A 21,459-nucleotide genomic window follows, 5' to 3' on the forward strand; every position below is an offset into this window, starting at 1 on the left:
AATTACTCCCCGTCTTTTTTGATGCCTATACAAACACTCGTAAAATTAGAGGTTTTCGTCTTGACGCGGTATTCGGTGCCGATGCGAATTTCTTCGCTGCCCACCACATAGGACGTGTCCGAATCCTTAATGTCCACATCCACATCCAGGTAGATGGAATACCTATCCGGCACCGGCGCATTCACCCATTGGCCTTTGTATTCCACCACATCTTCATAGGGCTTCACGGTCTTGGCCACGATTTTACCTAAATAGGTTCCCTTGTCGTTACTGTAGAGTTCTTGGCCCTCGGTGATACTCTCTGCCGAGGCCATGCGCACGTTGTCTACTAGAAGCGTCATTTTTCCTTTCGACGTGCTCTCCGCGGTTATAGGGGATTCCTTAAAACGGGATGCGCCACCTACGACGGCGACGACGAGAATAATCAAGAACAGCAAGTCGATGATATTGATCTTGCCGAAGAGTTTTCCTTCTTTATCGATCATTTTGGCTCCTTTGAAGTATTTTTTCGTATATTTCCACATGGCTCTCGGCCATGGCTTCTTGGCTGAAGTGCTCGTTGACGTAATCGTAAAGGCCTTCGCCCCGCTCCTTCATCTCTTCCGGATGATTGAGGGCATAGACCATTTTCTCGCCTAAGCCCTCGGCGTCTTTCGCTTGAAAGACCATGCCGTAAGGCCCGGCCATCTCCCGAATGCCGCCGACGTCCGTGGCGATAAAGGGGAGCTTTGCCTTGGCCCCTTCTAAAAGGGCGTAGGGGAAAGATTCGGAAATGGACGTGAGCATATTCACATCCCCCGCTTCGTAGAGGCTGAAGGGATCGGAGACCTGACCTAAAAAGCTCACCAGGTCCTCCATGCCCTCTTCCTCCACATAGGCCATGAGCTTTTCGCGCTCCGGTCCCCGGCCGGCGATTAAAACGTGGGCCCGGGACAGAGCATCTTTGTTTAATGCCAGGGCCTTCAAGAGGCTCATGTGATCTTTCACCAGATCCAAGCGGGCGGCGATGACAAAGAGCATGCGGTCCGAATATTTTTCCAGACCGTAGCGCGCCAGGAAGGCCTCTTTGTCCACGGCGGGTTCGGGCTTTTTCATATCGATCCCATTGTAGGTGACAAAGATATCGTCTTCCGAAAAGCCCCGCTCCACTAGCATGGCCTTGAACCGCTCCGTAATGGCGATGTAATTATTGAATCGCTTCAGGGCGTATTGGTTCAGTGCCGTAAACACTTTATCCTTAATGAAATTGTCTTTAAAATCCAGCAGATAGTCGCTGTGCAAAGTGGTGACCATGGGCACGTCCACGCGCTTTCTTAAATACAGGGCGTTAAAATTGGCCCGCGCGCCGTGGCAATGCACCAGATCGAAACCTTCCACTTCGATCATGTGAACTACTTTTTTCAAAGTTCCCATGTCGAAGCGGTTTTTCTGTTCCACCAGACGGGCGTCGATGCCCAAGGCTAAGGCGCCGTCTAAGAAGGGTCCCGGGCAGAAACAAACCATACTTACATCGTGATAGGCTTCGAGGCCTTTCAACAAGGTGTAAATATGGGTCTTGGCTCCCCCCGTGTCGCCCCCGCTGATAAGATGAAGAACTTTCATCGTCATCTCCCACTAATTATTCTGTACCACGTGGTAACTTCCCCGCACCAAAACGATGGCGTCGGTGGCGGCGGACAGGCCTCTGCCGTCGCTTCTCGGCGCAATTAACAGGTGGTTCATCGGAGCCCGTTGGCCCTGTTTCAAATCCGAACCGCCGGTGACGTCACTTAATCCGCCTAAATCCTGCGCGATGGTGTCAACCCGGCCGCTTCTCGGGATCATTTCCGTTCCCTGAGCCACGATCAAGCGGTCGCCCTTATTTAAGTTCACCACTTCCAATGTGGCGGAAGCTTGGGCGGGCGCACCGCCCGGTGCCGGACTTTGAGATATTTTCTTTTCTATGGCTTCGAGTCGTTGGTTTAAATAACTTAAAGATACCAAGGGATCGTCATCGTTAGCAAAGGCGGGTATGGCCGCACCGATAAGCATCAAGCTGAGCCCACAGGCGGCGACGATTTTTTTCCAATTGCGTTTCACAATCTCATCCTTTCTGTGATTCATTCATCCTTTCTATTATACAACAATCCCCCTTCCAGACCAATGAAAACGACAAAAGCGCGGGAATCACCCCGCGCTTTCTATTATGTATTACAGACCGACACTGATTCTTAATGCTTCGTCTACATCGTCCATGACCTTCGAGCCGAATTTCCCGATCTTTTCCCGCAGCCGCTTCTTGTCGATGGTGCGTACCTGTTCCAAAAGGATGACGGAATTTTTCGGCAAATCGTTGTTCGCCGCCTTGACCTTCACGTGGGTGGGCAGCTTCGTCTTGTTCATTTGCGATGTGATCGCCGCCACGATCGTCGTAGGCGAATACTTGTTACCCACGTCATTTTGAATAATGACCACGGGTCTGACGCCCCCCTGTTCCGAGCCGATGACCGGGCTCAGATCGGCGTAAAACACATCGCCTCTCTTAATAACCATGAATCACAACCTTTCTATTTCTCCGGCACGGAGTCCCTTTCCGCCTCTAAGCGAAGGAATGCTTCGGGTAAGTAAGTGATTAAATCCGAAGCGATCAGCCCCCGCTCGCTCTTATGTAAGGCGCCGAGATCCCCTGCCAGTCCGTGGATATATACCCCGAGGCGGGCCGCTTGAAAACAATTCATGCCCTGAGCTAAACAAGCGGTGATTATGCCCGTAAGCACGTCGCCGGAGCCCGCCGTAGCCATGCCGGCATTGCCCGTTTCGTTGATCGCCCTCTGCTCTTTGGACGCCACAATGCTCTCGTGACCCTTCAACACCACCACGCCGCCGTAGCGGGCGAGAAATTCGTCCACGGCTTCGTCTCGGTGATCACGTACCCAAGAGATGTCACGACCCAATAGCCGGGCCATTTCCCCTTCGTGGGGCGTGTAAATTTTTTCGCCGCCTGCGGTCGGTTTTTCCTGTGCCAAATGGTACAGGCCGTCGGCATCCACCACCATGGGCGTGGTGAGACCATAGACATGTAAAAAAACATCTCGCACCTCGTCCCCTCGCCCCATGCCCGGGCCCAGGCCGATGGCGTCCATGGCATAAAGCTCCGAGAGATCGCTCTGTTTCTTTACGATGACTTCACGCATGCGCAGAGAAAAGTCTCTGAAGATTTCATCGGGCACGAAGGCGTAGCTCAGACCGCAACCGGCCCTCAGCGCCGCCGAGGAGGAAAGATCCACGGAACCGTACATGCCCTCGCTTCCGCCGACGAGGGCCGCCCGTCCCCTGCTGCCCTTGTGATCCGCCTTTTGAATCACGGGAAGCAGATTCGCTACCTCTTTCGACAGGCGAAAGACCCGGGGATCTTCGAGGCGAGCCACAGCCACGGCATAATCTTTTTCATGGGAAACAGACAGTCGGAAGATGCGGTCGTTGTAGCGACCGTAGGGCCTTCCCCTGTCGTCGACCTCCACGATTAAGTTCTTAAACCCCGCCTTAAAAACGCCGTCGCCCAAGGCCTTCGCCATGGCTTCTTTTGCGGCGAAGCGCCCGGCGATGTGGGCGGCGTCCATTCGAAGAGCGCGGCGTTCCTCTCGGGAAAAAACTTTTTCCAAAAAAGCCTCGCCCCGCCGCTCCAATATATTTTGTACCCGCGGTATGTAAACCAAATCTATGCCGATCATATGCCACCTCTTTGTGTATCATAGCACAATTTCCCTGAAAATATATCACTGTTTTTGCTCTTGACAAAAATTCTCGGCCCTCGTATAATGGTGACCAAATTCAATAGATACGACGATGGCGTCCCCAAAATTACAACGCCGGAGTATGATATTATTTCGAGGCTTTTTGCGAAGAAAGGTGGTACCGCGTTGGAAGACGCCCTTTCGGCAAGAGCTTTTTTTGTGCTTAAAAGGAGGCATTATGACTGAGAACGTATTTGATTTACTTGAACGCAGAGGTTACATCGACCAAGCCACATTCCCCGAGGAATTACGGGAACGCTTAGGCGAAGGACCCGTTACTTTTTATATCGGCTTCGACGCCACGGCGGATTCCCTTACCTTAGGTCACTACCTTCAAGTGAAAGTTATTCAACATTTCCAACGAGCCGGTCACGTGCCCATTACCCTCTTTGGCGGCGGCACCACCCTCATCGGCGACCCTTCCGGTCGAACCGATATGCGCAAGATGCTCACGCGGGAAGACATCGACCACAATATCGACTGCTTTAAGCGGCAACTGTCTCACTTTATCGACTACGACGACGGCAAGGCCATCGCAGCCAACAATGCCGATTGGCTCTTGGATCTGGGCTATCTGGATTTTATGCGCAACATCGGCGTGCATTTCTCCGTAAACCACATGCTGAAGCTGGACGCCTATGCCAACCGTCTGGAACAAGGCCTCACCTTCTTTGAAATGGGCTACATGCTCATGCAGTCCTACGACTTTTTGGTTCTCTACAGAAAATACAATTGCCAATTGCAATTAGGCGGATCGGACCAATGGAGCAATATGCTCGGCGGCTACGATTTGGTTCGCAAGCTGGACGACGGCAAAGTCTACTCCATGACCTTCAAGCTCCTCTCCACCGCCGACGGCCAAAAGATGGGCAAGTCCATGAAGGGCGCCATATTCTTGGATCCGAACAAGACGCCGCCCCACGAAATGTTCCAATACCTGCGCAACTGCGACGACCGCGACGTCATTAAGTTCTTAAAGCTGTTAACCGACGTCAGCGACGAAGAAATCGCCGATTACGAAAAGCTGGAAGGCCAGGAACTGAACGCGGCCAAAGAACGTTTGGCTTGGGAAATCACCAATGAAGTTCACGGCAAGGAAGAAGCGGACAAGGCCCTTCAGGCATCCCGCGTCCTCTTCGGCGGCAGCGGCAATACGGAAGACATGCCCACCACGGAGCTTTCCGAAGATGAAGTGAATGACGGCATCACCATCGTCGAACTCATGCAAAAAGGCGAGCTCATCGCCTCCACCAGCGAAGGCCGCCGACTGATTAAGCAAGGCGGCGTCTCCATGAACGACGAAAAAGTCGCTTCCCACGATCAAATGATCACGAAGGAAGACTTAAAAGAGGGCGTCCACGTCAGAAAGGGCAAGAAGGTACACCACCTGTTTAAATTAAAATAATTTCCCACACAAAAAAGCGACCGGCGGTTCGAGAGAACCCATCGGTCGCTTTTATTTTTAATCCACCGGTTTGGCGAAGATCATTTTCCCCGCCGCCGTTTGCAACATGCTGGTCACGATGCAATGGACGCTTTTGCCTAAGTAGTCGATGCCGTTTTCCACGACGATCATGGTGCCGTCGTCTAAATAGCCCAAGCCCTGTTTCTCCTGGCTGCCCGGCTTGACGACGAAGACGTCGATGACCTCCCCGGTCACGAAGACGGGTTTCATGGCATTGGCCAAGGCGTTAATATTCAGAACGGTCATGCCCTGCACTTCGGCCACCTTGTTTAAATTGTAGTCGTTGGTTACGACCACGCCCTTCACTTCTTTTGCCATGCGCAAAAGCATGGTGTCCACCTCGGTTAAGTCGCCGTAGGTTTTTTCCACGATTTTAATTTTGTAGCGGCTGTCTTCCTGAAGCTCTTTCAGAGCGTCCAGGCCTTTTCTTCCCTTGGCCCGGCTCATGCCGTTAGACGAATCGGCGATGCCTTGCAGCTCACTTAAGACGAAGCTCGGCACGATAATGGGCCCTTCGATAAAGCCCAGCTCGATAATGTCCACGATGCGGCCGTCGATAATGACCGAGGTATCCAAAAGCTTCGGCGCCGCCTGCCGCTTGTCGCCGCCTTTTAAGCGAACGGCGGAGCCCTGAGCAAAAAGCCCCCGCATGGATGCGGCCAATTCCTCGCGCTTATAGAGCATGATTCGTATGCCCAAGACGCCGAGGACGACGTAAATAATCAACGATATAAAACTGCTGACGTAATCAATGTTCAGCCGGTAAATGGGCAGGGACACGAGAAAGGCGATTAAAATGCCGATAATCAAGCCCAGGACGCCCCATAGGATGTCCCCGGCGGGAAGATCTTTCATTTCCGATTCCACGCGATCCACGAATCGCCACAAAGCCCAGTAAGCATATTTCCCGAGAATAAAAAATAAAATGGCAAATAAAAAATATACGACGACGGGAATAGCTCCTTGGGGAATGAGACGACCGATGGCTTTCATGGCATTTAAATCGCGCAACAGTCCCAAAACCAGGCGTCCCACCGCTAGGCCCAACAGGGTAAACAGCAGCCGGAACACCATATGGAAGATGCGGTTCGATCGAATTCCCATAATCCTTCCTACCTTCTTTCCTCCACGTCCTTCAGGCAACCTTCCGCCATGGTTTTGTCCACGAGTTCTACCACTTCGTCGAAGCTTTTATCATAGACCAAGACCATTTCAGACAAGATGATTTGCCGGGCCGTGTTTAAAATCTTTCGTTCCCCGGTGGAAAGGGCTTTTTCTCTGTCCAAGCTTTCCAGATTCTTAATGACCTTGGCGATTTCTTCCAAATCTCCGGTCTTGATCTTGTCTTGGTGGAAGCGATAGCGGCGATTCCAGTTGGCGGGCATTTTTTCCTTGGCGGGATCCTTTAACACATCCAGGACCTTGTCCATTTCCTCCGGCGACTTAATGTCGCGAATGCCCACATCGGCCATGCTTCCCAAAGGGACGAGCACTTTCATTTCGTTGACGGGAATCTTCATGACGTAATATTCTTTCTTTTCGCCCAAAATAACCTTGGACTCGATGTCGACGATGACGCCGGCACCGTGTACGGGATAAACAATTTTATCTCCTATTTTAAACATAGCTCCCTCCTGTCCATACAATCTCTATTTAATTATAGCATAATTACAAAATGAATTATAGTATCACATTCAAGAAAGGGTTGCAAGGTATTTGTATAAAAAGTCTTCCCTATGCCAAAACAAAAAAAGGAGCCGGAGCCCCTTCGTTTTCCATAGGATGCTTTTGTCGCCTTTCAAACCATCTTGACGTAGACGCAGGTCATGTCGTCGGCAGGGTCTTCGTACATGAAGTCCCGAAGGGCCCCACGAATCTCCGCCAGGGGCTCTTCGCCAATCTCGCTGAACAGGGCGCGCAGGGCGCCTACCCCGTACTGCTCCCCGCGTTTGTTGCGGCACTCCGTTATGCCGTCGGTGTAAAAGAGCAGCTCGTCCCCTTTTTGCAAATAGGCGGTGCGGCATTCGTAGAAGCTCGCCTCCACCAAGGGGGTGACGGGAAAGCCCGAATTCATCAAAAGACGCACATGGTTCTTCCGCTTCAGCAGAGGCGGGCAGTCGTGGCCCGCATTGGCGTAGGTAAATTTCCGCTGTTTTTTCGAAAACACGCCTAAAAACATGGTGAAGTACATCTCCGCCGGCAGGTTCAAATCCCGAAAGCGATGCACCAGCTCCATCATGGCCACCGTGGGGTCCGCCAAAATATCGGGATCCATGTTCCGCATCGTCTGAGAGATAAACAGTGTGGCCATGGAGGATGCGAAGCCGTGGCCCACGGCATCGGCAATGTAGATGGCGGTGCGGTCCTCGTCGATTTCGATGATATCGAAGAAATCGCCGCTTAAAAGTTCCGCCGGAATATAGAAATAATCCATAAAGAAGAAACGGTCGTAGCCTCTTTGAGGCAAGAGGGCCCGTTGAATGGAGGCGGCATTCATCTGCTCGTCCATGAGGGCGCGGTTTTTTTCGATCAATTCGATTTGCAGCCGCTTCTCCAAACTTTTGTCCCGAAAAACTTCGATGGCCCCGATCACTTCCCCGGTATTCGAACGGATGGGATTGGTCTTGACGGAGTAATAGGTTTCGCCGATATAGGTCTCCCGCTGAATATTTTCTCCGCTGCCCAGAGCGCGGGCGGTCATGCGAAAATCGGCGTGGCCGTCGCCCTGCTCCCCGCCTTCCTCCGCTCCTTCAAGTTTATCCAATGCCTGTTCCATGGCATGATTATAGTAGACCACGCGATTGTCCTTGTCCACGACGCGAATTAAATCGGTCATGGTGTCCAAAAGCCTGATCTCGATTTCTCTGTTTAAAATCTCTCTATCTTTCATGCCCGCCTCTTTCGAAAACTCAGGGTCTGGGACCGTAGTATTGATAGTAGTCCGTCTTTATCGTGCCGTTGTAAAGCTTTCGCTTTCTGTCCGCCCGCTTGCCGAAGCCCTTTTCAAAGCCTTCGTCCGCCGTAATAATGTAGTGGCTCCAGGTGGGGAGAGTCTTTGCCAAATCCCCCAGCTCCCGGTTCAGCGCCATGACCGACTCCCGGTCTTCGATTCGCTTGCCGTAGGGCGGATTGGTGATGATGACGCCGTACTCCCCGGCCAGGTCCAGCTGGGCGATGTCCTTTTCCCGCAAGGTCACATCGTCTAAAAAGCCCAGGGAATCCAAATTGATTCGCGCCGCCTCCAGGGCCTTGGGGTCCACGTCGAAACCGTAAAGCTCCAGCTTGCTGTCGTAGTCGATCATTTCAAAGGCTTCTTTTCGCATGGCCTTGTCATCGACGCCCTTCAGATTCCAATATTCGAAATCGAAACGCCGGTTCAAGCCGGGGGCGATGTTTCGGCCCAGCAAAATGGCTTCGATTAAAATCGTGCCGCTGCCGCAAAAGGGATCCACGAGCATGCGATTTTTGTTCCAGTAACTGAGTTGCACCAGGCCCGAGGCCAGGGTCTCCGTTAAAGGCGCCTTCACCGAGCGCTTTCGGTAACCACGGTCGTGGAGGCCGTCGCCGGAAGTGTCCAGATAAACCGTGGCCAAGTCGTTTACGATGCGCACGCCGATACGAAAGCGGGCCCCGTTTTTTTCAAACCATTCTGTTTTGTATCGAGTCTGCATTTTATTGACCACGGCCTTTTCCGTGATCCGCTGAATATCGGAAAGGGAAAAAAGTTGGGACTTTTTGCTCTTGGCTTCCGTGACGAAATTCGCGGTCTTCGGCATGATGTCCGGCCAGGGCAAATCGTAGACGCCGTCGAAAAGTTCCGTAAAGCTTCGCGCTTCGAAGCGGGCCAGCACCCAGTGCACCCGCTCCGCCGTTCTCAAATGTAAATTCAAGCGGCTAATGTCCGCCATGTTTCCTTTCATGGACACGAGGCCGTCCTGCACCTGAATATTTTCCATGCCCAGGGCCTGTGCTTCCCGCTTTAAGACGGCTTCCATGCCCACATTCGCTGTCGCTTCCAAATAAATCATAGTCCACCTCTTCTTTATTATACTAAATTAACCACGGAATGAACATGACCGTCCCGCGACTTCGCCATAGAAAAATGAAATCCCTGTGGTTTTTCTTTCGCAGTGGGTATATAGATAGCGTAAAGCAAAAGTTTGGAATTACTGGGAGGTATTTATTCATGACAAAATTAACCGAAACCGTCAAGAGCGGCGACTTTAAAAACGAAAAGCACGTACCCGAAATCGAAGCATCCTTCGAAGGCGGCTTAGTTAAGGTTTCCGTAGCGGTCGGCAAGGAAATTGAACACCCCAACACTTTAGAACACCACATCTCTTGGATCAAGGTCTTCTTCAAGGCCGAAGGCGCTGCAGCACCTGTGGAAGTCGGAAGCTATGAATTCAATAGCCACGGCGAAAGCGACGTCTTCACCGTTCCCTGTGTCGATACTTGCTTCAAGAGCGAAAAGAAAGGCACTGTTTACGCATTGAGCATGTGCAATATTCACGGCCTTTGGGAAAATGTCGTGGAACTCTAATCGAAGATCAATTATTTGATCCCAAGCCCTCGTTTGTACGGGGGCTTTTTTATGTCCTCCCTTTCATGCCGCAAAAAATCCCCGAGGATGTTCGCATACATCCCTCGGGGATTTGTCACGTTAAATATTTTCGACTCGTCTTATTGCTTTCTCCGCCGTTAATTGAGGTCGACGGTTTCTTTCTTTAGCTTTTTCTCGATGAACTCTAGGATCAGATCCGACACCACGGCCATGAGCGCCGTGGGAATGGCACCGGCCAAAATTATGGCGGATCCGTTGGCCACGGTGGTTCCCCGGGTGATAATGTCTCCCAGGCCGCCGGCGCCGATAAAAGTGCCGATAGCAGCCACGCCGATGCCGACCACCAGGGCGTTTCTGATGCCGCCCATAATCACCGACACGCTTAGGGGAAATTCCACTTTTACCACCTGTTGAAAGCGGGTCATGCCCATTCCCTTCGCCGCATCGATAATCCCGGGATGGATGGAGTCGATGCCGGTGATCGTGTTTTTAATAATAGGCAAGAGGGCGTATAAAAAGACGGACAGAACCACGGTGTTTGCGCCGATCCCCAAAAGCATCATGAGTATGGCGAGCATGGCGAGGCCGGGAATCGTCTGAATAATATTGACCAAACCGATCACCGCGTTTCGCGCCTTTTCCCTTTCGTAGACGAAAAATCCTACGGGGATTCCCACGATACAGGCAAAGAGCACGCCGTAGACGGCGATAAGAAAGTGTCTGGTGAATTGTTCCGCAATATAGCTAAAGTTCGTGGCGTAGTAATTGATCAGCTCATTGAACATTGACCTCACCCCTTATTCTCTCCAGCTCTTTCTCGTTCACCTGAACGTCATCGAAGTAATGGTTCTCTTCCAAAAATTCCTTCGCCACGATTTGCGGCTCGATTCGATCTTCCGAGGCCTGTTTGTTAAGCTCCTGCATCTTTTCCGAGGAGATGGAGCCTTCCAGCTTCAATAAAATTTCGATGAGCTCCGGATACTTCTTCAGTATTTCCACCGTGGCCACAGGCGAGCAGTCGTAGGCGGGAAAGAGCTTCAGATCGTCTTCCAGCAGCACCAAATCGTAGGAATTGATGCGCCCGTCGGTGGAGTAGCCGAGGACCACGTCCATATTGCCGCTTGCCAAGGCCGAATAGACGAGGCCGATGTCCATGGAATAGAAATTTGAAAATTCAAATCCGTACTTCGCCTTAAAGGCTTCGTAACCGTCGCCGGGCCGTTCCACCCAGGACGAATCCACGCCTACCTTGGCCGTGTCTTTCAAGGCTTCCAGCTGAGACACTTTGCTCAGACCATGCTTCTGCGCAAAGTCCTTTCGCACCATAAAGGCGTAGGTGTTGTCAAATCCGTAGGAAGGGAACCATATGCGATGGAATTTTTTTAAGTAGTTTGTCCGCACCAGCTCCATGGCTTTTTCCGGATCCGTTTCGGGCGCCATGGCCAATTCCCCGGTGAGGGACGTGCCGGTGTACATACCGCCCACCACATTCAGGGATTTTTTCTCCATGGCGATGTGAGTCATGGTGGTGGATCCTAAATTTTTTATCTGAGTCACGGACAGATCTGTGTCGTGTTCCACCATTTGCGCGACGATTTCCGCTAAAATTTGCCTTTCCGTGTAGGTCCCCGATGCGACGATAATGTCATTTTCCACAGACGAAGACACGCCGGGAAAGGAACAGGAGACGAGGACGAATGCCAACAGTAGCGGCACCGCGCCTTTTAATTTTTTCAATTTACTCACCTACCTTATAGGGAGAGAGGCGTTCTTCCAATTTTCTGAGCAGATGATCCGTGGCCAGAGCCAACAGGGTAATGGGGATGGTGCCCCAAATAATCATCGGCGGGACGTAATTATTCAGCCCGTTAAAAATAAAGTCGCCTAATCCCCCCGCCCCGACATAGGCCGCTAAGGTCGTCCAGGCCAGGACGTAGACCGCCGACAGGCGAATCCCCGCCATAATCACCGGAAGGGCCAGGGGAATCTTGACTTTCAAAAGAATCTGCCGCTCTTCCATTCCCATGCCCTTAGCCGCATCGACGATGGAAGGCGTGACGGAGGTCAGGCCCAAAAATGTGTTTCGCAATATGGGCAGCAAGGAATAGATGAACAGGGCGGAAATGGCCGTCAGCTTCCCTACGCCGAAGACGGGAATCATGAGGGCGAGAAGAGCAAAGGACGGCACGGTCTGAAGCACGGAGGCGACGCGCATAACGCCGTTTGAAATCTTTTCATGCTTCGACAGCAAAATGCCCAGAGGCAGCGCCACGAGAATCCCCAGTCCCAGGGACACGAGGGCAATAAAGAGGTGCTCCAGCAGCTTTTCGCCGATAAGAGAATAATTTTCCGCGAAAAAATCAATCATCCGCCTCACCGCCAATAATATTGTTGTAGATGCTGTCCACGATGGACGCTCTCGTTACGATGCCCACCAGCTTCCCCTTTTCGTCTACGACGGGAAGATTTCGATAGCCCAGTTCCACGATCAGGTGGATGGCTTCGATGATTTTCGTCGAGTTGGTAATGGAAGCGGGCTCGTTCATGATTTCCGAAACGTAGGTATCCAATCTGCCCAATTTTCCCAACTCGAAAATGCCCACGACGCCCTTCAAATTGTTTTTTGCGTCCGTGACAAAGAGAGTGTCGACTCTTTTTTTCCGCATTAATTTAATGGCGTCTCTCGTGGTCTTCCCTTCGTTAATGAAGACGGGGTTTTTAATCATAATGGTTTCCACCGAGTTATAAGACGTCTTGGCCTTGTTTAAATTGTCTTCGCCCAAGAGGCCGCATACGTAATCATTGGCCGGATTCTTTAAAATATTTTCCGGCGTGTCGTACTGCACCATGTGACCCATGTCCATAATGAGGATCTTGTCGGCCAGGCCGATGGCCTCATTCATGTCGTGGGTAACAAAGACCACTGTCTTCCCCAGTTCTTTTTGTATGTTCTTAATTAAACTTTGAAGCGATTCCCTTGTAATCGGGTCCAGGGCACCGAAAGGCTCGTCCATTAAAATAATATTCTGCTCCGCCGCCAACGCCCGAATCACGCCGATCCGCTGTTGTTGACCGCCGCTTAGCTGGCTCGGATATTTTTCTAAGTACTCTACGGGAAGATCGACCTTTTTAATGAGCTCTTCCGCAATTTTTCTCTTTCTCTCTTCCTCCCACTTAAGAAGGGCCGGAACCAAGGTGATGTTTTCGTAAATGGTCATATGGGGCAAGAGGCCGATCTGCTGGATGACATAGCCGATTTCTCGGCGCAATTGCACCGGGTTTTTCGTCATAATGTCTTCGCCGTCGATGAGGATCTTTCCTTTAGACGGTTCCGTCATCCGATTGATCATCCGCATAATCGTCGTCTTCCCCGATCCCGAGGTGCCGATGAGGCAGACGAACTCGCCGTCGTCTATTTTGAAACTAATGTCTTCCACAGCCGTTTGAGTTTTGTAAATTTTCGCTACGTCAATAAATTCAATCATAGCTTTCCCCCTTCCGGTTAATCTATGAATACCCGGGGATACTTCTCTTTAAAAGAATAATTAATTATTGTATTTTTTCGTTTGCTCCATAAAAAAATCCTCGAGAGGCGTAGCGTCCCTCGAGGATTCTTGTTCATTGTTTTTTTGTTGTAATCGTTCGTTTTTAAGCTACGGTATAGTCCCTCATGTTTTCCATGGCAATGGCCACGGTAGATGAGTTGTGCAGGAAGGACGACGCCGTGTTGGAAAGGACGCCGAAGTAACCCAAGGCAATCAAGAGGGTATTGAAAGAGATAATCTTGTTGTAATCCCTATGAATGCGAGCTTCCAGTTCCTTGGCGATCTTTACCACTTCCACAATGGAAGCCAGGTCGTCGCTGCCGATGGCGATATCCGCAATTTCCCGGGCAATGTCTGCGCCCTTGTGCATGGCGATGCCCACATCGGCGCCGGAAAGGGCCACGGAATCGTTGATTCCATCGCCGATCATGACGACTTTTCTTCCCATTTCTTTTTGCCTGTGGATATACTCCGCCTTGGCTTCCGGGAGCACTTGGGAACGGTAGTAATCCAGGCCCAAGCTTTCCGCCACATAGCGGGCGGAGTTTTCCGCATCGCCGGTGAGCATGGCAATATTGGTAAAGCCCAATTCCCTTAGGGTATCTACGGTTTCTTTCGCATCTTCCCGAATGGGATCGGCGATACACAATACGGCGATGAGCTCGCCGTCGTAAGCCAAGTAAAGGAGAGAGTAATTTTCTTTGAGTTCTTCGATCGTGGCTTCTTTTTCCGGCGTCAGGCGCACCTTTTCGTCGTCGAAAATAAAATGGGCCGAGCCGATTAAGGCCGCCTTGCCGTCGATCTTGGATGAAATTCCGTGAGCGACGATGTATTCCGTCTCCGAATGCATTTCATCGTGATGCAGATTTCGTTTAATGGCCGCATTCACGACGGCATTGGCAATGGAATGGGGGAAGTGTTCTTCCAGGCAAGCTGCGATACGCAAGCAGCCGTCTTCCGTATGCCCGTCGAAGGCGATGACTTTTTCCACGGTAGGCGTGGATTTCGTCAAGGTGCCCGTCTTGTCGAAGACGATGGTATCCGCTTGAGCCAAGCTTTCCAAATACTTGCCGCCTTTTACCAATACATCCATTTGGCCGGATTGGCTCATGGCCTTCATGACGGCAATGGGAATGGTGAGCTTCAATGCACAGGAATAGTCCACCATTAAAAAGGCCTTGGCCTTGTTGACGGAACGTGTCAGCGCATAAGAGCCAACGGCTCCCAAGAAGGAATACTTCACCAGAGAATCCGCCATGCTTTCCGCTTTTTTCTGCGCCATGGACTTGTTCTTTTCACTTTCGCCGATCAACTTAATAATATTGTTCATGCGGCTTTCGTTGTAAAGTTTCTCCGTCTTGACGTGGAGCATGCCTTCTTCCAAAACGGTGCCTGCGAAGACGCTTTTGCCCTCTTCTTTTTTCACGGGCACGCTTTCGCCGGTAAAGGACGATTGATTCACCATGCCGACGCCTTTGATGACGGTGCCGTCCACGGGAACGACGGTACCCATGGTCACTTCCACCACATCTCCGACGGCGACATCACGCAGATTTTTGACGTATTTTTCTTCGCCTTCCACGACGAAAACTTTGTCGACTTTTAATTCCAGGGTGCGAACCAAATCGCTTTGAGATTTCTTAAAGGTCCACTCTTCCAATTTTTCGCCCAGATTCAACAGGAACATAATGGAAGAGGCCGCGGCAAAGTCGTTGGTGGCCAACGAAACGCCGATGGCGGTCGCATCCAACACTTCTACATTTAATTTCCGGTTATACAGGGCGATGACGCCGCGTTTCATAAACCGAGATGCCCGCACCAAAGTGACCACGGTCCGAATGGGCATGGGCAAAAAGTTTTTCATCACGAAGCGCACTTCAAAGGCGTCGCGAACGATGTGGAAGAGCTCTTTTTCTTCCAGGGGAATATAAGACGTGTCGTCGATTTCGAAATCATCTAAACTCGTCACGTCTAAATCCAACAACATGCGACAGGCTCTTTTTAATCCGGCTTCGTCGTGGTTCACGATAATGCTGCCGGATACGGTAGAGACCTTTGCACAGGAAACACCGGGCAATTCTTCCAAAAGGTATTTCACCTTATTGGCCCGGGAATAGCTTAATGGGTACTCGGTGGAAAAACGTGTCCGCCCGGGTACGCGATGGGCAATGGAAACTTTCATTTTATTCAGCGGCTTCCGCTAATTCTTCACAAGCTTCGGCTAAATCTTCCGCCGTTTCCTTGGCTTCTTCGGCTTCTTTCTTCGCTCTTTCGTCTTCTGCCTTTTTAATCTTCGCTTCAGCTACGATGTCTTCGGTGTTTTCTTTCGCTTTTTCGATGGTCTTATCGATGCACTCTTTCACCTTCATGCTTTCGCTGACGGTGTTTACCGCCAGATTCTTGACTGCGTTGGACTTCACGATTTTGTCTCCTACGACGCCGAGTAAAACACCGGCGCCAACGCTTAATAATTTTTTGTTCATAAATAATCACCTCTTTGATTGACATCATACCATCTTCATTATCATTTATCAATACATAATTTACGTTCTCTTCTTTTATTTTTTACTTTTTAGAGATATATACATGTAATTCCCTTATATTCAGGTCTTTATACGCCTTTTTTCTCCGCTTATTTATGAATGGTTGCTACTTACGAATATTTAATTGATATTGATAAACATATTCCTGTGTGCTTTCCGTTTAATTACTTCTTTTCTCCTCACTATTCTTCAGTTTACTTTATATGCTTCTTTTCGAAACCCGAGCGTAAAGGATAATCCCCATCATTTATCCCTTTTCGTGAGGCTTTTCTTTTTTATCGTCGGCGCCTTTTATTTCGCCGTCGCCCCTTTTTCTTTATTTTGAATTTTACAAATGATAAACGAAATCATTCTACCAATCAGAACCACCGGCTTAGCCGGTGGTTTGTCATGCCCCTATAAGGGGCTGTTACCGGCAGCACTCTCGTGCTCTGAATTTCTTCCTCTTGCAACAATTCCTCAGTTGGCGCTAAAGCGCCTGTTCTCATACTTTATTTGACCTGCTGACCCGTAAACGGATCGATGAATTCCTTCATGCTTATCTGATCCGCCATATAATCTTCTTCCAATTGGTTTTTGATGTATTCTTGAATTTTTTTCGCATTTTTTCCCGCAGTATCGACGTAGTACCCTCTACACCAGAAATGCCTATTTCCATATTTGTACTTCAGATTTGCGTGTCTATCAAAAATGATTAAGCTACTTTTCCCTTTTAAGTATCCCATGATTTGAGATACACTATATTTCGGTGGAATTTCCAGCAGCATATGTATATGATCCGGACAACATTCCGCTTCGATTATATTTATTCCTTTTCTCTCGCATAGGTCTCTTAATGTTTTTCCTATGTCTTGTTTCAATTTCCCGTATATAACCTGCCGCCTATATTTTGGCGCAAACACAATATGATACTTACAATTCCAACTTGTATGTGCTAAGCTGTTCTTATCCATATGGATACCTCCTTGATATTTTATTGCCGATAACACAATAATTTTATCATAGGAGGTTCTTTTTTTACTTGAAGCTAAAGCTTTTTATGCCTACCACCAGCATAGCTGGTGGTTTATTCATGCTAAAGCGCACAATTAAAAATCGACGATTGCTCGTCGATTGTTTTATTGCCCGTAGGTCTTCATCTGTTCGATGACTTCTTTTATTTTCTCTTCCGGAATCAATTGAATGGGCTTGTTCGTGGCAAGGGCGGTCATGTACATAAAGGCACAAAATTCCAAATCCCGCGTCAAGCTCAGGGCTTCCTTTAAATTTTTTCCTCCGGCGATAAGGCCGTGATTGGCGAGGATCACCGCCTTGACATCCTTCCCCAAGGCCTTTACCGCGGACTCAGCCAGCGCTTCGGTGCCGAAAGTTTCGTAGGGTGCGAGAGGCACGGAGCCGGCGCCTGAAGATGCGATTAAATAGCTGACGGGCCCCAAGTCTTCCCCTAAAACGGAGAAGGCGCTGATGTAGGGGCTGTGGCAATGGATCAAGGCGCGAATGTCGGGACGTGCCCGATAGATGGCGGCGTGCATGTGCCATTCCGACGAAGGCTTCCGCGTCCCGCCCAAGACATTGCCCTCCGGGTCCATATGCACCAGGTCACTCTTTTTCAGGACGTCATAGGCCATGCCGGACGGCGTGATGAAGAAGCTTTTGCTGTCGTCGCTCCTGACGGATAAATTTCCGCCGCTGCCCGACGTCAGCCCTTCATTCACCAGGGCCAAGCCGTATTGAATCAGATCGTTTCTATCCTTCGTTTCCATAATTTCCATTCCTCCTTGGCACATTATACTCTGACGAGAGATTGCCTTGCAAGGGATAAAAGCGTGTATAATACTATTGGTGATAGTATGAAAAACCATTGGTCCGTACGAAAGCTGGTGGCCTTTACCTTGCGTAGCGGCGACATCGATTCCGGCTTTCTGTCCCATAAGCGGGCACAGGAAGGCATTCGCCTTCATCAAAAACTACAGAAAAACTATCCGCCCACTTTCGAGACCGAAGTGGAAATCGAAGGCCCCGTGGCCTACGAGGGCGGCGAGATTTATTTACAGGGCCGCATCGATGGACTGGATAGAGACGCTCGCCTTCTCGATGAAATAAAATCCACGGTCTACTCCAAGGAAGCCATCGACGCGCGCCCCGACGAGCTCCACTGGGCTCAGCTCAAATGCTACGGCTATCTCTATGCCAAAGCCAATGAGTTGGATGAGGTGCATCTGCGCCTCACCTACATTCGCATCGAAGACGAAGAGGTCTTTCGCTACGACAAAACCATGTCCTTCGCCGAACTGGACGCCTTTATGAAAGGGGTCATGGCGCGGTTTCAGCGCATACAGAAGCGGCTGAAGGATTTCGAAGCCCTCTCCCTTCAATCGGCTCGGGATTTAAAATTTCCCTACGAGGATTTTCGTAAAGGCCAGCGGGACATGGCGGTGGCGGTTTATAATATGATTCAGAGCGAAGGTACCCTCCTCGTGCAGGCGCCGACGGGGATCGGCAAGACCATCGCCACTTTGTTTTCATCCATTAAAGCCATTGGCGAAGGATTGATCGACGGTGTCTTTTACGCTACAGGCCGCTCCACGCAGAAGACCGTGGCCGTAGAAACCCTTGCTCTCTTAAGGGAGAAGGGGCTTCGGATAAAGAGCACGGAGCTCGTGGCCAAGGAGAAGGCCTGCCTCAACGACGAGGTGGCTTGCACCCCCGAGAGCTGCCCCTATGCCAAGGGCCACTACGACCGCCTCATCGACGGCATCGTGGCCATTTACGACGCAGAGGATTTGTTCGACGGGCCTACCGTGGCTCGCTACGCCGAGAAGCACAAGCTCTGTCCCTTTGAATTTGCCCTGGATCTGAGTAATCTGTCCTCGGTTTTAATCGGCGATTACAATTACGTCTTTCATCCGAAAAGTTATTTGGAGCGGCTCATGGAGGATCGGGACCGCTTGAAGCGCACCTGTCTTCTCATGGACGAGGCCCACAATCTCATCGACCGGGGTCGGGATATGTATTCGGGCAGCCTTTCCGTTCAGGCTTTAGAATCTGCGGACTATCCTTCGAAAAAAACGGAGGCCTTGGCCCGGGACTTGGCGGAAAAGATTCGCGAGCTCACGGCGGTGGAAAATCAAACCTATGACGCCCTGCCCGACGCCTTAACGGATGCCGTAGAGGATTTAATCGATGCCATGGCCAACTACCTGGGCCGGCTTCACGTGGAGCCCGAGGAGGACTTTCTCGAGCTTTACTTCCGACTTTTGGATTGGCAGAACTTAAATCTCTATTACGACGAAGAGCGCTTTACCTTTTTCGTTCCCGAGGAAAACACCTTGACCATCATGTGTCTGGATCCTTCCAAGGTGCTTGCCGCGCGGCGGGGCTTATTTCAGTCGGCGGTGTATTTTTCCGCCACCCTGTCTCCCATGGACTACCACGCCTACTGCCTGGGCGCCGGCGAGGAGAAAAAGACCATGGCGCTGGAAAGCCCCTTCGATCCCGCTCATCTCTTGGTCCTTCACCCGCCCGGCCTGTCCACCCGGTATAAGGACCGAGCCCGCACCCTGAATGAGATCAGCCGCTACTTACAGGCTTTTTCTACGACGAAAGAAGGCAATTTCATCCACTTCTTCCCCTCCTACGCCTACAAGGAGCAGGTATACGATGCCTGCGAGGATTGGGAAGTCGAGGGCCACGACCAAATTCGCTTTATGACGGAAAGGGACCGGGCCGCCTACATCGAACGCTTCCGCAAAGAAAAACCCGTTCACGGCTACGCAGTCATGGGCGGCGCCTTTTCCGAGGGCGTGGATCTTTCCGGCGACGCCCTCATGGGGGTCAGCATTCTGACTCTCTCCCTCCCCGGCCTTTCCCGGGAGCGGGAGCTGATCAAGGACCGTTTTAATCGATTGGGTAAAGACGGCTACGCCTATGCCTACACCTATCCGGGGCTCACGAAAGTGGTACAGGCCGCCGGGCGCATCATTCGTTCCCATGAGGATCGGGGCCAGCTCCTTCTCTTAGACGACCGCTACCTGCGCCCCGATATTCGCGCCTTGCTTCCCGCCCAATGGCGCGTGGAAACCGTGATCTCGATTGAAGACATGAAAGAAAAAATAAAATCATTTTGGAGGTAAAAATGACCTTGCACATCTGTTTAGTAGAACCTGAAATTCCCCACAACACCGGCGCCGTCGCCCGCAGCTGCGGTTTGACGAAAAGCGTCCTTCACCTGGTGCGTCCCCTGGGCTTTTCCGTAGACGACAAGCATTTGAAGCGCTGCGGTCTCGATTATTGGCACCTGGTGGACATTCGCTACCACGATAGTATCGAGGAAGTCATGGAAGAATACAAAGACCATCGCTTCTTCTTTGCCTCGACCAAGGCCCACAAGCGCTACAGCGACATTGAATTTCAAGACGGAGACTTCTTGGTCTTCGGCAAGGAAACCAAGGGGCTGCCGGAGCCGCTACTGGAAGCCCACGACGATACGGCCATTCGCATTCCCATGCTGAAAGATTTCGGCCGCAGCTTAAATCTTTCCGTCTCCGTCAACATCATTCTCTTCGAAGCCTTGCGGCAGCTGGATTATCCGGGGATGGCATAATGAAAACCAAAGACTATATTTTAAACGCGCTGAAAGAAGCCGATGACTACCTTTCCGGCGAAGAGCTGGCGGGAGAATTAAACATTTCCCGCGCCGCCGTGTGGCAGGCCATAAAGGCTTTGAGAAAAGAAGGCCACCACATCGACGCAATTACCAATCGCGGCTACCGATTAAACGAAGGCTACGAGGCATTGGACGAAGAGGCCATTAAAAATCGCCTCAATGACGAATTAAATCGAGTACCCGTTTTAATTAAAGACAGCGTCGATTCCACCAACGATTCCATTTTCCGCGAAGACGCAAGAGCTGCCCTGCCCTCTTTCTCCTTTATGGCGGCGGAAGAACAGACCGCCGGCAAGGGGCGGGTGGGCAAGTCCTTCCACTCCCCCTTCGGCACGGGCCTTTACTTTTCCACCATCCTTCACGGCGAAGACGTAGCCGATCCCGCCGTCCTCACCATGGCCGCCGCCGTGGCGTGCAAAGAAGCCCTTTTGATGCAGACCGACGAGGACGTGAAGATTAAATGGGTCAACGATTTGTATTTGGATCACAAAAAAATCGCCGGCATATTGACGGAAGCGGACTTTTCCCGGGGATACGCCCGCTACGTCATCGGTATGGGCATCAATATCGCCACGGCGGATGACGCCTTTAAGAAGCAGGCTCTTCCCGCCGCAGGCTCCCTGCACGAAACCGTTTCAAGAAATCAACTGGCGGCGGACATTATGAACCGCCTCTACGCCCTGCTCCACGGCCCCGCCCACGCCATCGTGGACGCTTACCGAAAATATAATCTCACCATAGGAAAGACCGTTCGCTTCGCCAAGGGCGATATCGAGTACACCGGCCGGGCCACGGCCATCGGCGACGATGGTTCCCTCATCGTGGAGGTAGGTGGCGATACCGTGGCCCTCTCCGCTGGCGCCATTTCCATCGAAGGCGAGTGGTGATCTTACAAAGTTCATA

General features: G+C 51.0%; 22 protein-coding genes. 5 read left to right on the forward strand and 17 right to left on the reverse strand.

Features of this window, described 5'->3' with window-relative positions; all coding sequences use genetic code 11:
• Nucleotides 1-2: 2 nt before the first annotated feature.
• The 5 genes from BN7444_RS00350 to BN7444_RS00370 all read right to left on the reverse strand — a co-directional run bounded on the left by BN7444_RS00350 (nt 3) and on the right by BN7444_RS00370 (nt 3,710).
• Complete coding sequence (locus BN7444_RS00350) at nt 3-485, reverse strand: DUF4330 domain-containing protein (protein ID WP_167627186.1); 483 nt, start codon at nt 483-485, stop codon at nt 3-5.
• Nucleotides 475-1,602: a glycosyltransferase gene (locus BN7444_RS00355; protein WP_068454209.1), complete on the reverse strand. Its 1,128-nt coding sequence runs from the start codon at nt 1,600-1,602 to the stop codon at nt 475-477. Before BN7444_RS00355 ends, BN7444_RS00350 begins: the two co-directional genes overlap by 11 nt.
• 12 nt (nt 1,603-1,614) lie before the next feature.
• Complete coding sequence (locus tag BN7444_RS00360; protein ID WP_135121983.1) at nt 1,615-2,079, reverse strand: hypothetical protein; 465 nt, start codon at nt 2,077-2,079, stop codon at nt 1,615-1,617.
• Between the two features lie 111 nt (nt 2,080-2,190).
• Nucleotides 2,191-2,532 carry a type II toxin-antitoxin system PemK/MazF family toxin gene (locus tag BN7444_RS00365; protein WP_068454215.1) on the reverse strand — a complete coding sequence of 114 codons (342 nt, stop codon included), beginning with the start codon at nt 2,530-2,532 and terminating at the stop codon, nt 2,191-2,193.
• Between the two features lie 14 nt (nt 2,533-2,546).
• A complete protein-coding gene (locus tag BN7444_RS00370; protein ID WP_068454218.1) occupies nt 2,547-3,710 on the reverse strand; it encodes an NAD(P)H-hydrate dehydratase in 1,164 nt (387 codons plus the stop codon).
• A 241-nt stretch (nt 3,711-3,951) separates the two neighbouring features.
• Between BN7444_RS00370 and tyrS the strand changes: the two genes are divergently transcribed.
• Nucleotides 3,952-5,178 (forward strand): tyrosine--tRNA ligase, encoded by a 1,227-nt coding sequence (tyrS, locus tag BN7444_RS00375; protein WP_068454220.1) that lies wholly within the window; start codon nt 3,952-3,954, stop codon nt 5,176-5,178.
• A gap of 57 nt (nt 5,179-5,235) precedes the next feature.
• Here the strand turns inward: tyrS and BN7444_RS00380 are convergent, their stop codons facing one another.
• From BN7444_RS00380 to BN7444_RS00395, 4 genes are all read right to left on the reverse strand, one after another.
• Complete coding sequence (locus tag BN7444_RS00380) at nt 5,236-6,342, reverse strand: PIN/TRAM domain-containing protein (RefSeq protein ID WP_082941190.1); 1,107 nt, start codon at nt 6,340-6,342, stop codon at nt 5,236-5,238.
• Nucleotides 6,343-6,350: 8 nt separating this feature from the next.
• Nucleotides 6,351-6,863 carry a CarD family transcriptional regulator gene (locus tag BN7444_RS00385; RefSeq protein ID WP_068454223.1) on the reverse strand — a complete coding sequence of 171 codons (513 nt, stop codon included), beginning with the start codon at nt 6,861-6,863 and terminating at the stop codon, nt 6,351-6,353.
• Between the two features lie 173 nt (nt 6,864-7,036).
• Entirely contained in the window at nt 7,037-8,128 is a 1,092-nt protein-coding gene (locus BN7444_RS00390) for a SpoIIE family protein phosphatase (protein WP_068454227.1), read from the reverse strand.
• Nucleotides 8,129-8,147: 19 nt separating this feature from the next.
• Nucleotides 8,148-9,266, reverse strand: coding sequence for a THUMP domain-containing class I SAM-dependent RNA methyltransferase (locus tag BN7444_RS00395; RefSeq protein ID WP_068454230.1), 1,119 nt, complete (start codon nt 9,264-9,266; stop codon nt 8,148-8,150).
• A 158-nt stretch (nt 9,267-9,424) separates the two neighbouring features.
• On the opposite strand from BN7444_RS00395, the gene BN7444_RS00400 reads away from it, so the two are divergent.
• Nucleotides 9,425-9,781 (forward strand): desulfoferrodoxin family protein, encoded by a 357-nt coding sequence (locus BN7444_RS00400; protein WP_068454232.1) that lies wholly within the window; start codon nt 9,425-9,427, stop codon nt 9,779-9,781.
• 158 nt (nt 9,782-9,939) lie between these two features.
• Here the strand turns inward: BN7444_RS00400 and BN7444_RS00405 are convergent, their stop codons facing one another.
• From BN7444_RS00405 to BN7444_RS00440, 8 genes are all read right to left on the reverse strand, one after another.
• Nucleotides 9,940-10,587, reverse strand: a complete 648-nt coding sequence (locus BN7444_RS00405) for an ABC transporter permease (RefSeq protein WP_068454235.1) — start codon at nt 10,585-10,587, stop codon at nt 9,940-9,942.
• Nucleotides 10,577-11,548: an osmoprotectant ABC transporter substrate-binding protein gene (locus BN7444_RS00410; RefSeq protein ID WP_218015998.1), complete on the reverse strand. Its 972-nt coding sequence runs from the start codon at nt 11,546-11,548 to the stop codon at nt 10,577-10,579. Before BN7444_RS00410 ends, BN7444_RS00405 begins: the two co-directional genes overlap by 11 nt.
• On the reverse strand, nt 11,541-12,170 hold the full coding sequence (locus BN7444_RS00415) for an ABC transporter permease (protein ID WP_068454241.1): 630 nt from the start codon (nt 12,168-12,170) through the stop codon (nt 11,541-11,543). The genes BN7444_RS00410 and BN7444_RS00415 overlap by 8 nt, the downstream gene beginning before the upstream one ends.
• Entirely contained in the window at nt 12,163-13,287 is a 1,125-nt protein-coding gene (locus BN7444_RS00420) for an ABC transporter ATP-binding protein (RefSeq protein WP_068454244.1), read from the reverse strand. The genes BN7444_RS00415 and BN7444_RS00420 overlap by 8 nt, the downstream gene beginning before the upstream one ends.
• 163 nt (nt 13,288-13,450) lie before the next feature.
• Nucleotides 13,451-15,529, reverse strand: coding sequence for a heavy metal translocating P-type ATPase (locus BN7444_RS00425; RefSeq protein WP_068454247.1), 2,079 nt, complete (start codon nt 15,527-15,529; stop codon nt 13,451-13,453).
• 1 nt (nt 15,530) lies between these two features.
• Nucleotides 15,531-15,830: a DUF6110 family protein gene (locus BN7444_RS00430; RefSeq protein ID WP_068454250.1), complete on the reverse strand. Its 300-nt coding sequence runs from the start codon at nt 15,828-15,830 to the stop codon at nt 15,531-15,533.
• 551 nt (nt 15,831-16,381) lie between these two features.
• Nucleotides 16,382-16,843, reverse strand: coding sequence for an IS200/IS605 family transposase (gene tnpA, locus BN7444_RS00435; protein WP_068454118.1), 462 nt, complete (start codon nt 16,841-16,843; stop codon nt 16,382-16,384).
• A gap of 165 nt (nt 16,844-17,008) precedes the next feature.
• A complete protein-coding gene (locus tag BN7444_RS00440) occupies nt 17,009-17,662 on the reverse strand; it encodes a class II aldolase/adducin family protein (RefSeq protein WP_068454253.1) in 654 nt (217 codons plus the stop codon).
• 78 nt (nt 17,663-17,740) lie between these two features.
• On the opposite strand from BN7444_RS00440, the gene BN7444_RS00445 reads away from it, so the two are divergent.
• The 3 genes from BN7444_RS00445 to BN7444_RS00455 are packed head-to-tail and all read left to right on the forward strand — an operon-like array spanning nt 17,741 to nt 21,443.
• The gene (locus BN7444_RS00445) at nt 17,741-20,023 is read left to right on the forward strand and encodes a helicase C-terminal domain-containing protein (RefSeq protein ID WP_068454256.1); all 2,283 of its coding nucleotides are present in this window, start codon (nt 17,741-17,743) and stop codon (nt 20,021-20,023) included.
• Nucleotides 20,024-20,025: 2 nt separating this feature from the next.
• A complete protein-coding gene (locus BN7444_RS00450; protein ID WP_068454260.1) occupies nt 20,026-20,493 on the forward strand; it encodes a tRNA (cytidine(34)-2'-O)-methyltransferase in 468 nt (155 codons plus the stop codon).
• On the forward strand, nt 20,493-21,443 hold the full coding sequence (locus tag BN7444_RS00455) for a biotin--[acetyl-CoA-carboxylase] ligase (protein WP_068454263.1): 951 nt from the start codon (nt 20,493-20,495) through the stop codon (nt 21,441-21,443). The genes BN7444_RS00450 and BN7444_RS00455 overlap by 1 nt, the downstream gene beginning before the upstream one ends.
• The last annotated feature ends 16 nt before the right edge of the window (nt 21,444-21,459 follow it).

This window comes from Peptoniphilus pacaensis, assembly GCF_900088125.1.
GTDB lineage: Bacteria > Bacillota > Clostridia > Tissierellales > Peptoniphilaceae > Aedoeadaptatus > Aedoeadaptatus pacaensis.

Excerpts from the sequence above, each read along its gene's own strand:
- BN7444_RS00425 (WP_068454247.1), bottom strand. The coding sequence starts at position 15,529 with ATGAAAGTTTCCATTGCCCATCGCGTACCCGGGCGGACACGTTTTTCC.
- tyrS (WP_068454220.1), top strand. The coding sequence starts at position 3,952 with ATGACTGAGAACGTATTTGATTTACTTGAACGCAGAGGTTACATCGAC.
- BN7444_RS00415 (WP_068454241.1), bottom strand. The coding sequence starts at position 12,170 with ATGATTGATTTTTTCGCGGAAAATTATTCTCTTATCGGCGAAAAGCTG.
- BN7444_RS00420 (WP_068454244.1), bottom strand. The coding sequence starts at position 13,287 with ATGATTGAATTTATTGACGTAGCGAAAATTTACAAAACTCAAACGGCT.
- BN7444_RS00365 (WP_068454215.1), bottom strand. The coding sequence starts at position 2,532 with ATGGTTATTAAGAGAGGCGATGTGTTTTACGCCGATCTGAGCCCGGTC.
- BN7444_RS00350 (WP_167627186.1), bottom strand. The coding sequence starts at position 485 with ATGATCGATAAAGAAGGAAAACTCTTCGGCAAGATCAATATCATCGAC.
- BN7444_RS00445 (WP_068454256.1), top strand. The coding sequence starts at position 17,741 with ATGAAAAACCATTGGTCCGTACGAAAGCTGGTGGCCTTTACCTTGCGT.
- BN7444_RS00355 (WP_068454209.1), bottom strand. The coding sequence starts at position 1,602 with ATGAAAGTTCTTCATCTTATCAGCGGGGGCGACACGGGGGGAGCCAAG.
- BN7444_RS00400 (WP_068454232.1), top strand. The coding sequence starts at position 9,425 with ATGACAAAATTAACCGAAACCGTCAAGAGCGGCGACTTTAAAAACGAA.
- BN7444_RS00440 (WP_068454253.1), bottom strand. The coding sequence starts at position 17,662 with ATGGAAATTATGGAAACGAAGGATAGAAACGATCTGATTCAATACGGC.
- BN7444_RS00430 (WP_068454250.1), bottom strand. The coding sequence starts at position 15,830 with ATGAACAAAAAATTATTAAGCGTTGGCGCCGGTGTTTTACTCGGCGTC.
- BN7444_RS00390 (WP_068454227.1), bottom strand. The coding sequence starts at position 8,128 with ATGAAAGATAGAGAGATTTTAAACAGAGAAATCGAGATCAGGCTTTTG.
- BN7444_RS00370 (WP_068454218.1), bottom strand. The coding sequence starts at position 3,710 with ATGATCGGCATAGATTTGGTTTACATACCGCGGGTACAAAATATATTG.
- BN7444_RS00405 (WP_068454235.1), bottom strand. The coding sequence starts at position 10,587 with ATGTTCAATGAGCTGATCAATTACTACGCCACGAACTTTAGCTATATT.
- BN7444_RS00455 (WP_068454263.1), top strand. The coding sequence starts at position 20,493 with ATGAAAACCAAAGACTATATTTTAAACGCGCTGAAAGAAGCCGATGAC.
- BN7444_RS00380 (WP_082941190.1), bottom strand. The coding sequence starts at position 6,342 with ATGGGAATTCGATCGAACCGCATCTTCCATATGGTGTTCCGGCTGCTG.
- BN7444_RS00385 (WP_068454223.1), bottom strand. The coding sequence starts at position 6,863 with ATGTTTAAAATAGGAGATAAAATTGTTTATCCCGTACACGGTGCCGGC.
- BN7444_RS00395 (WP_068454230.1), bottom strand. The coding sequence starts at position 9,266 with ATGATTTATTTGGAAGCGACAGCGAATGTGGGCATGGAAGCCGTCTTA.
- tnpA (WP_068454118.1), bottom strand. The coding sequence starts at position 16,843 with ATGGATAAGAACAGCTTAGCACATACAAGTTGGAATTGTAAGTATCAT.
- BN7444_RS00450 (WP_068454260.1), top strand. The coding sequence starts at position 20,026 with ATGACCTTGCACATCTGTTTAGTAGAACCTGAAATTCCCCACAACACC.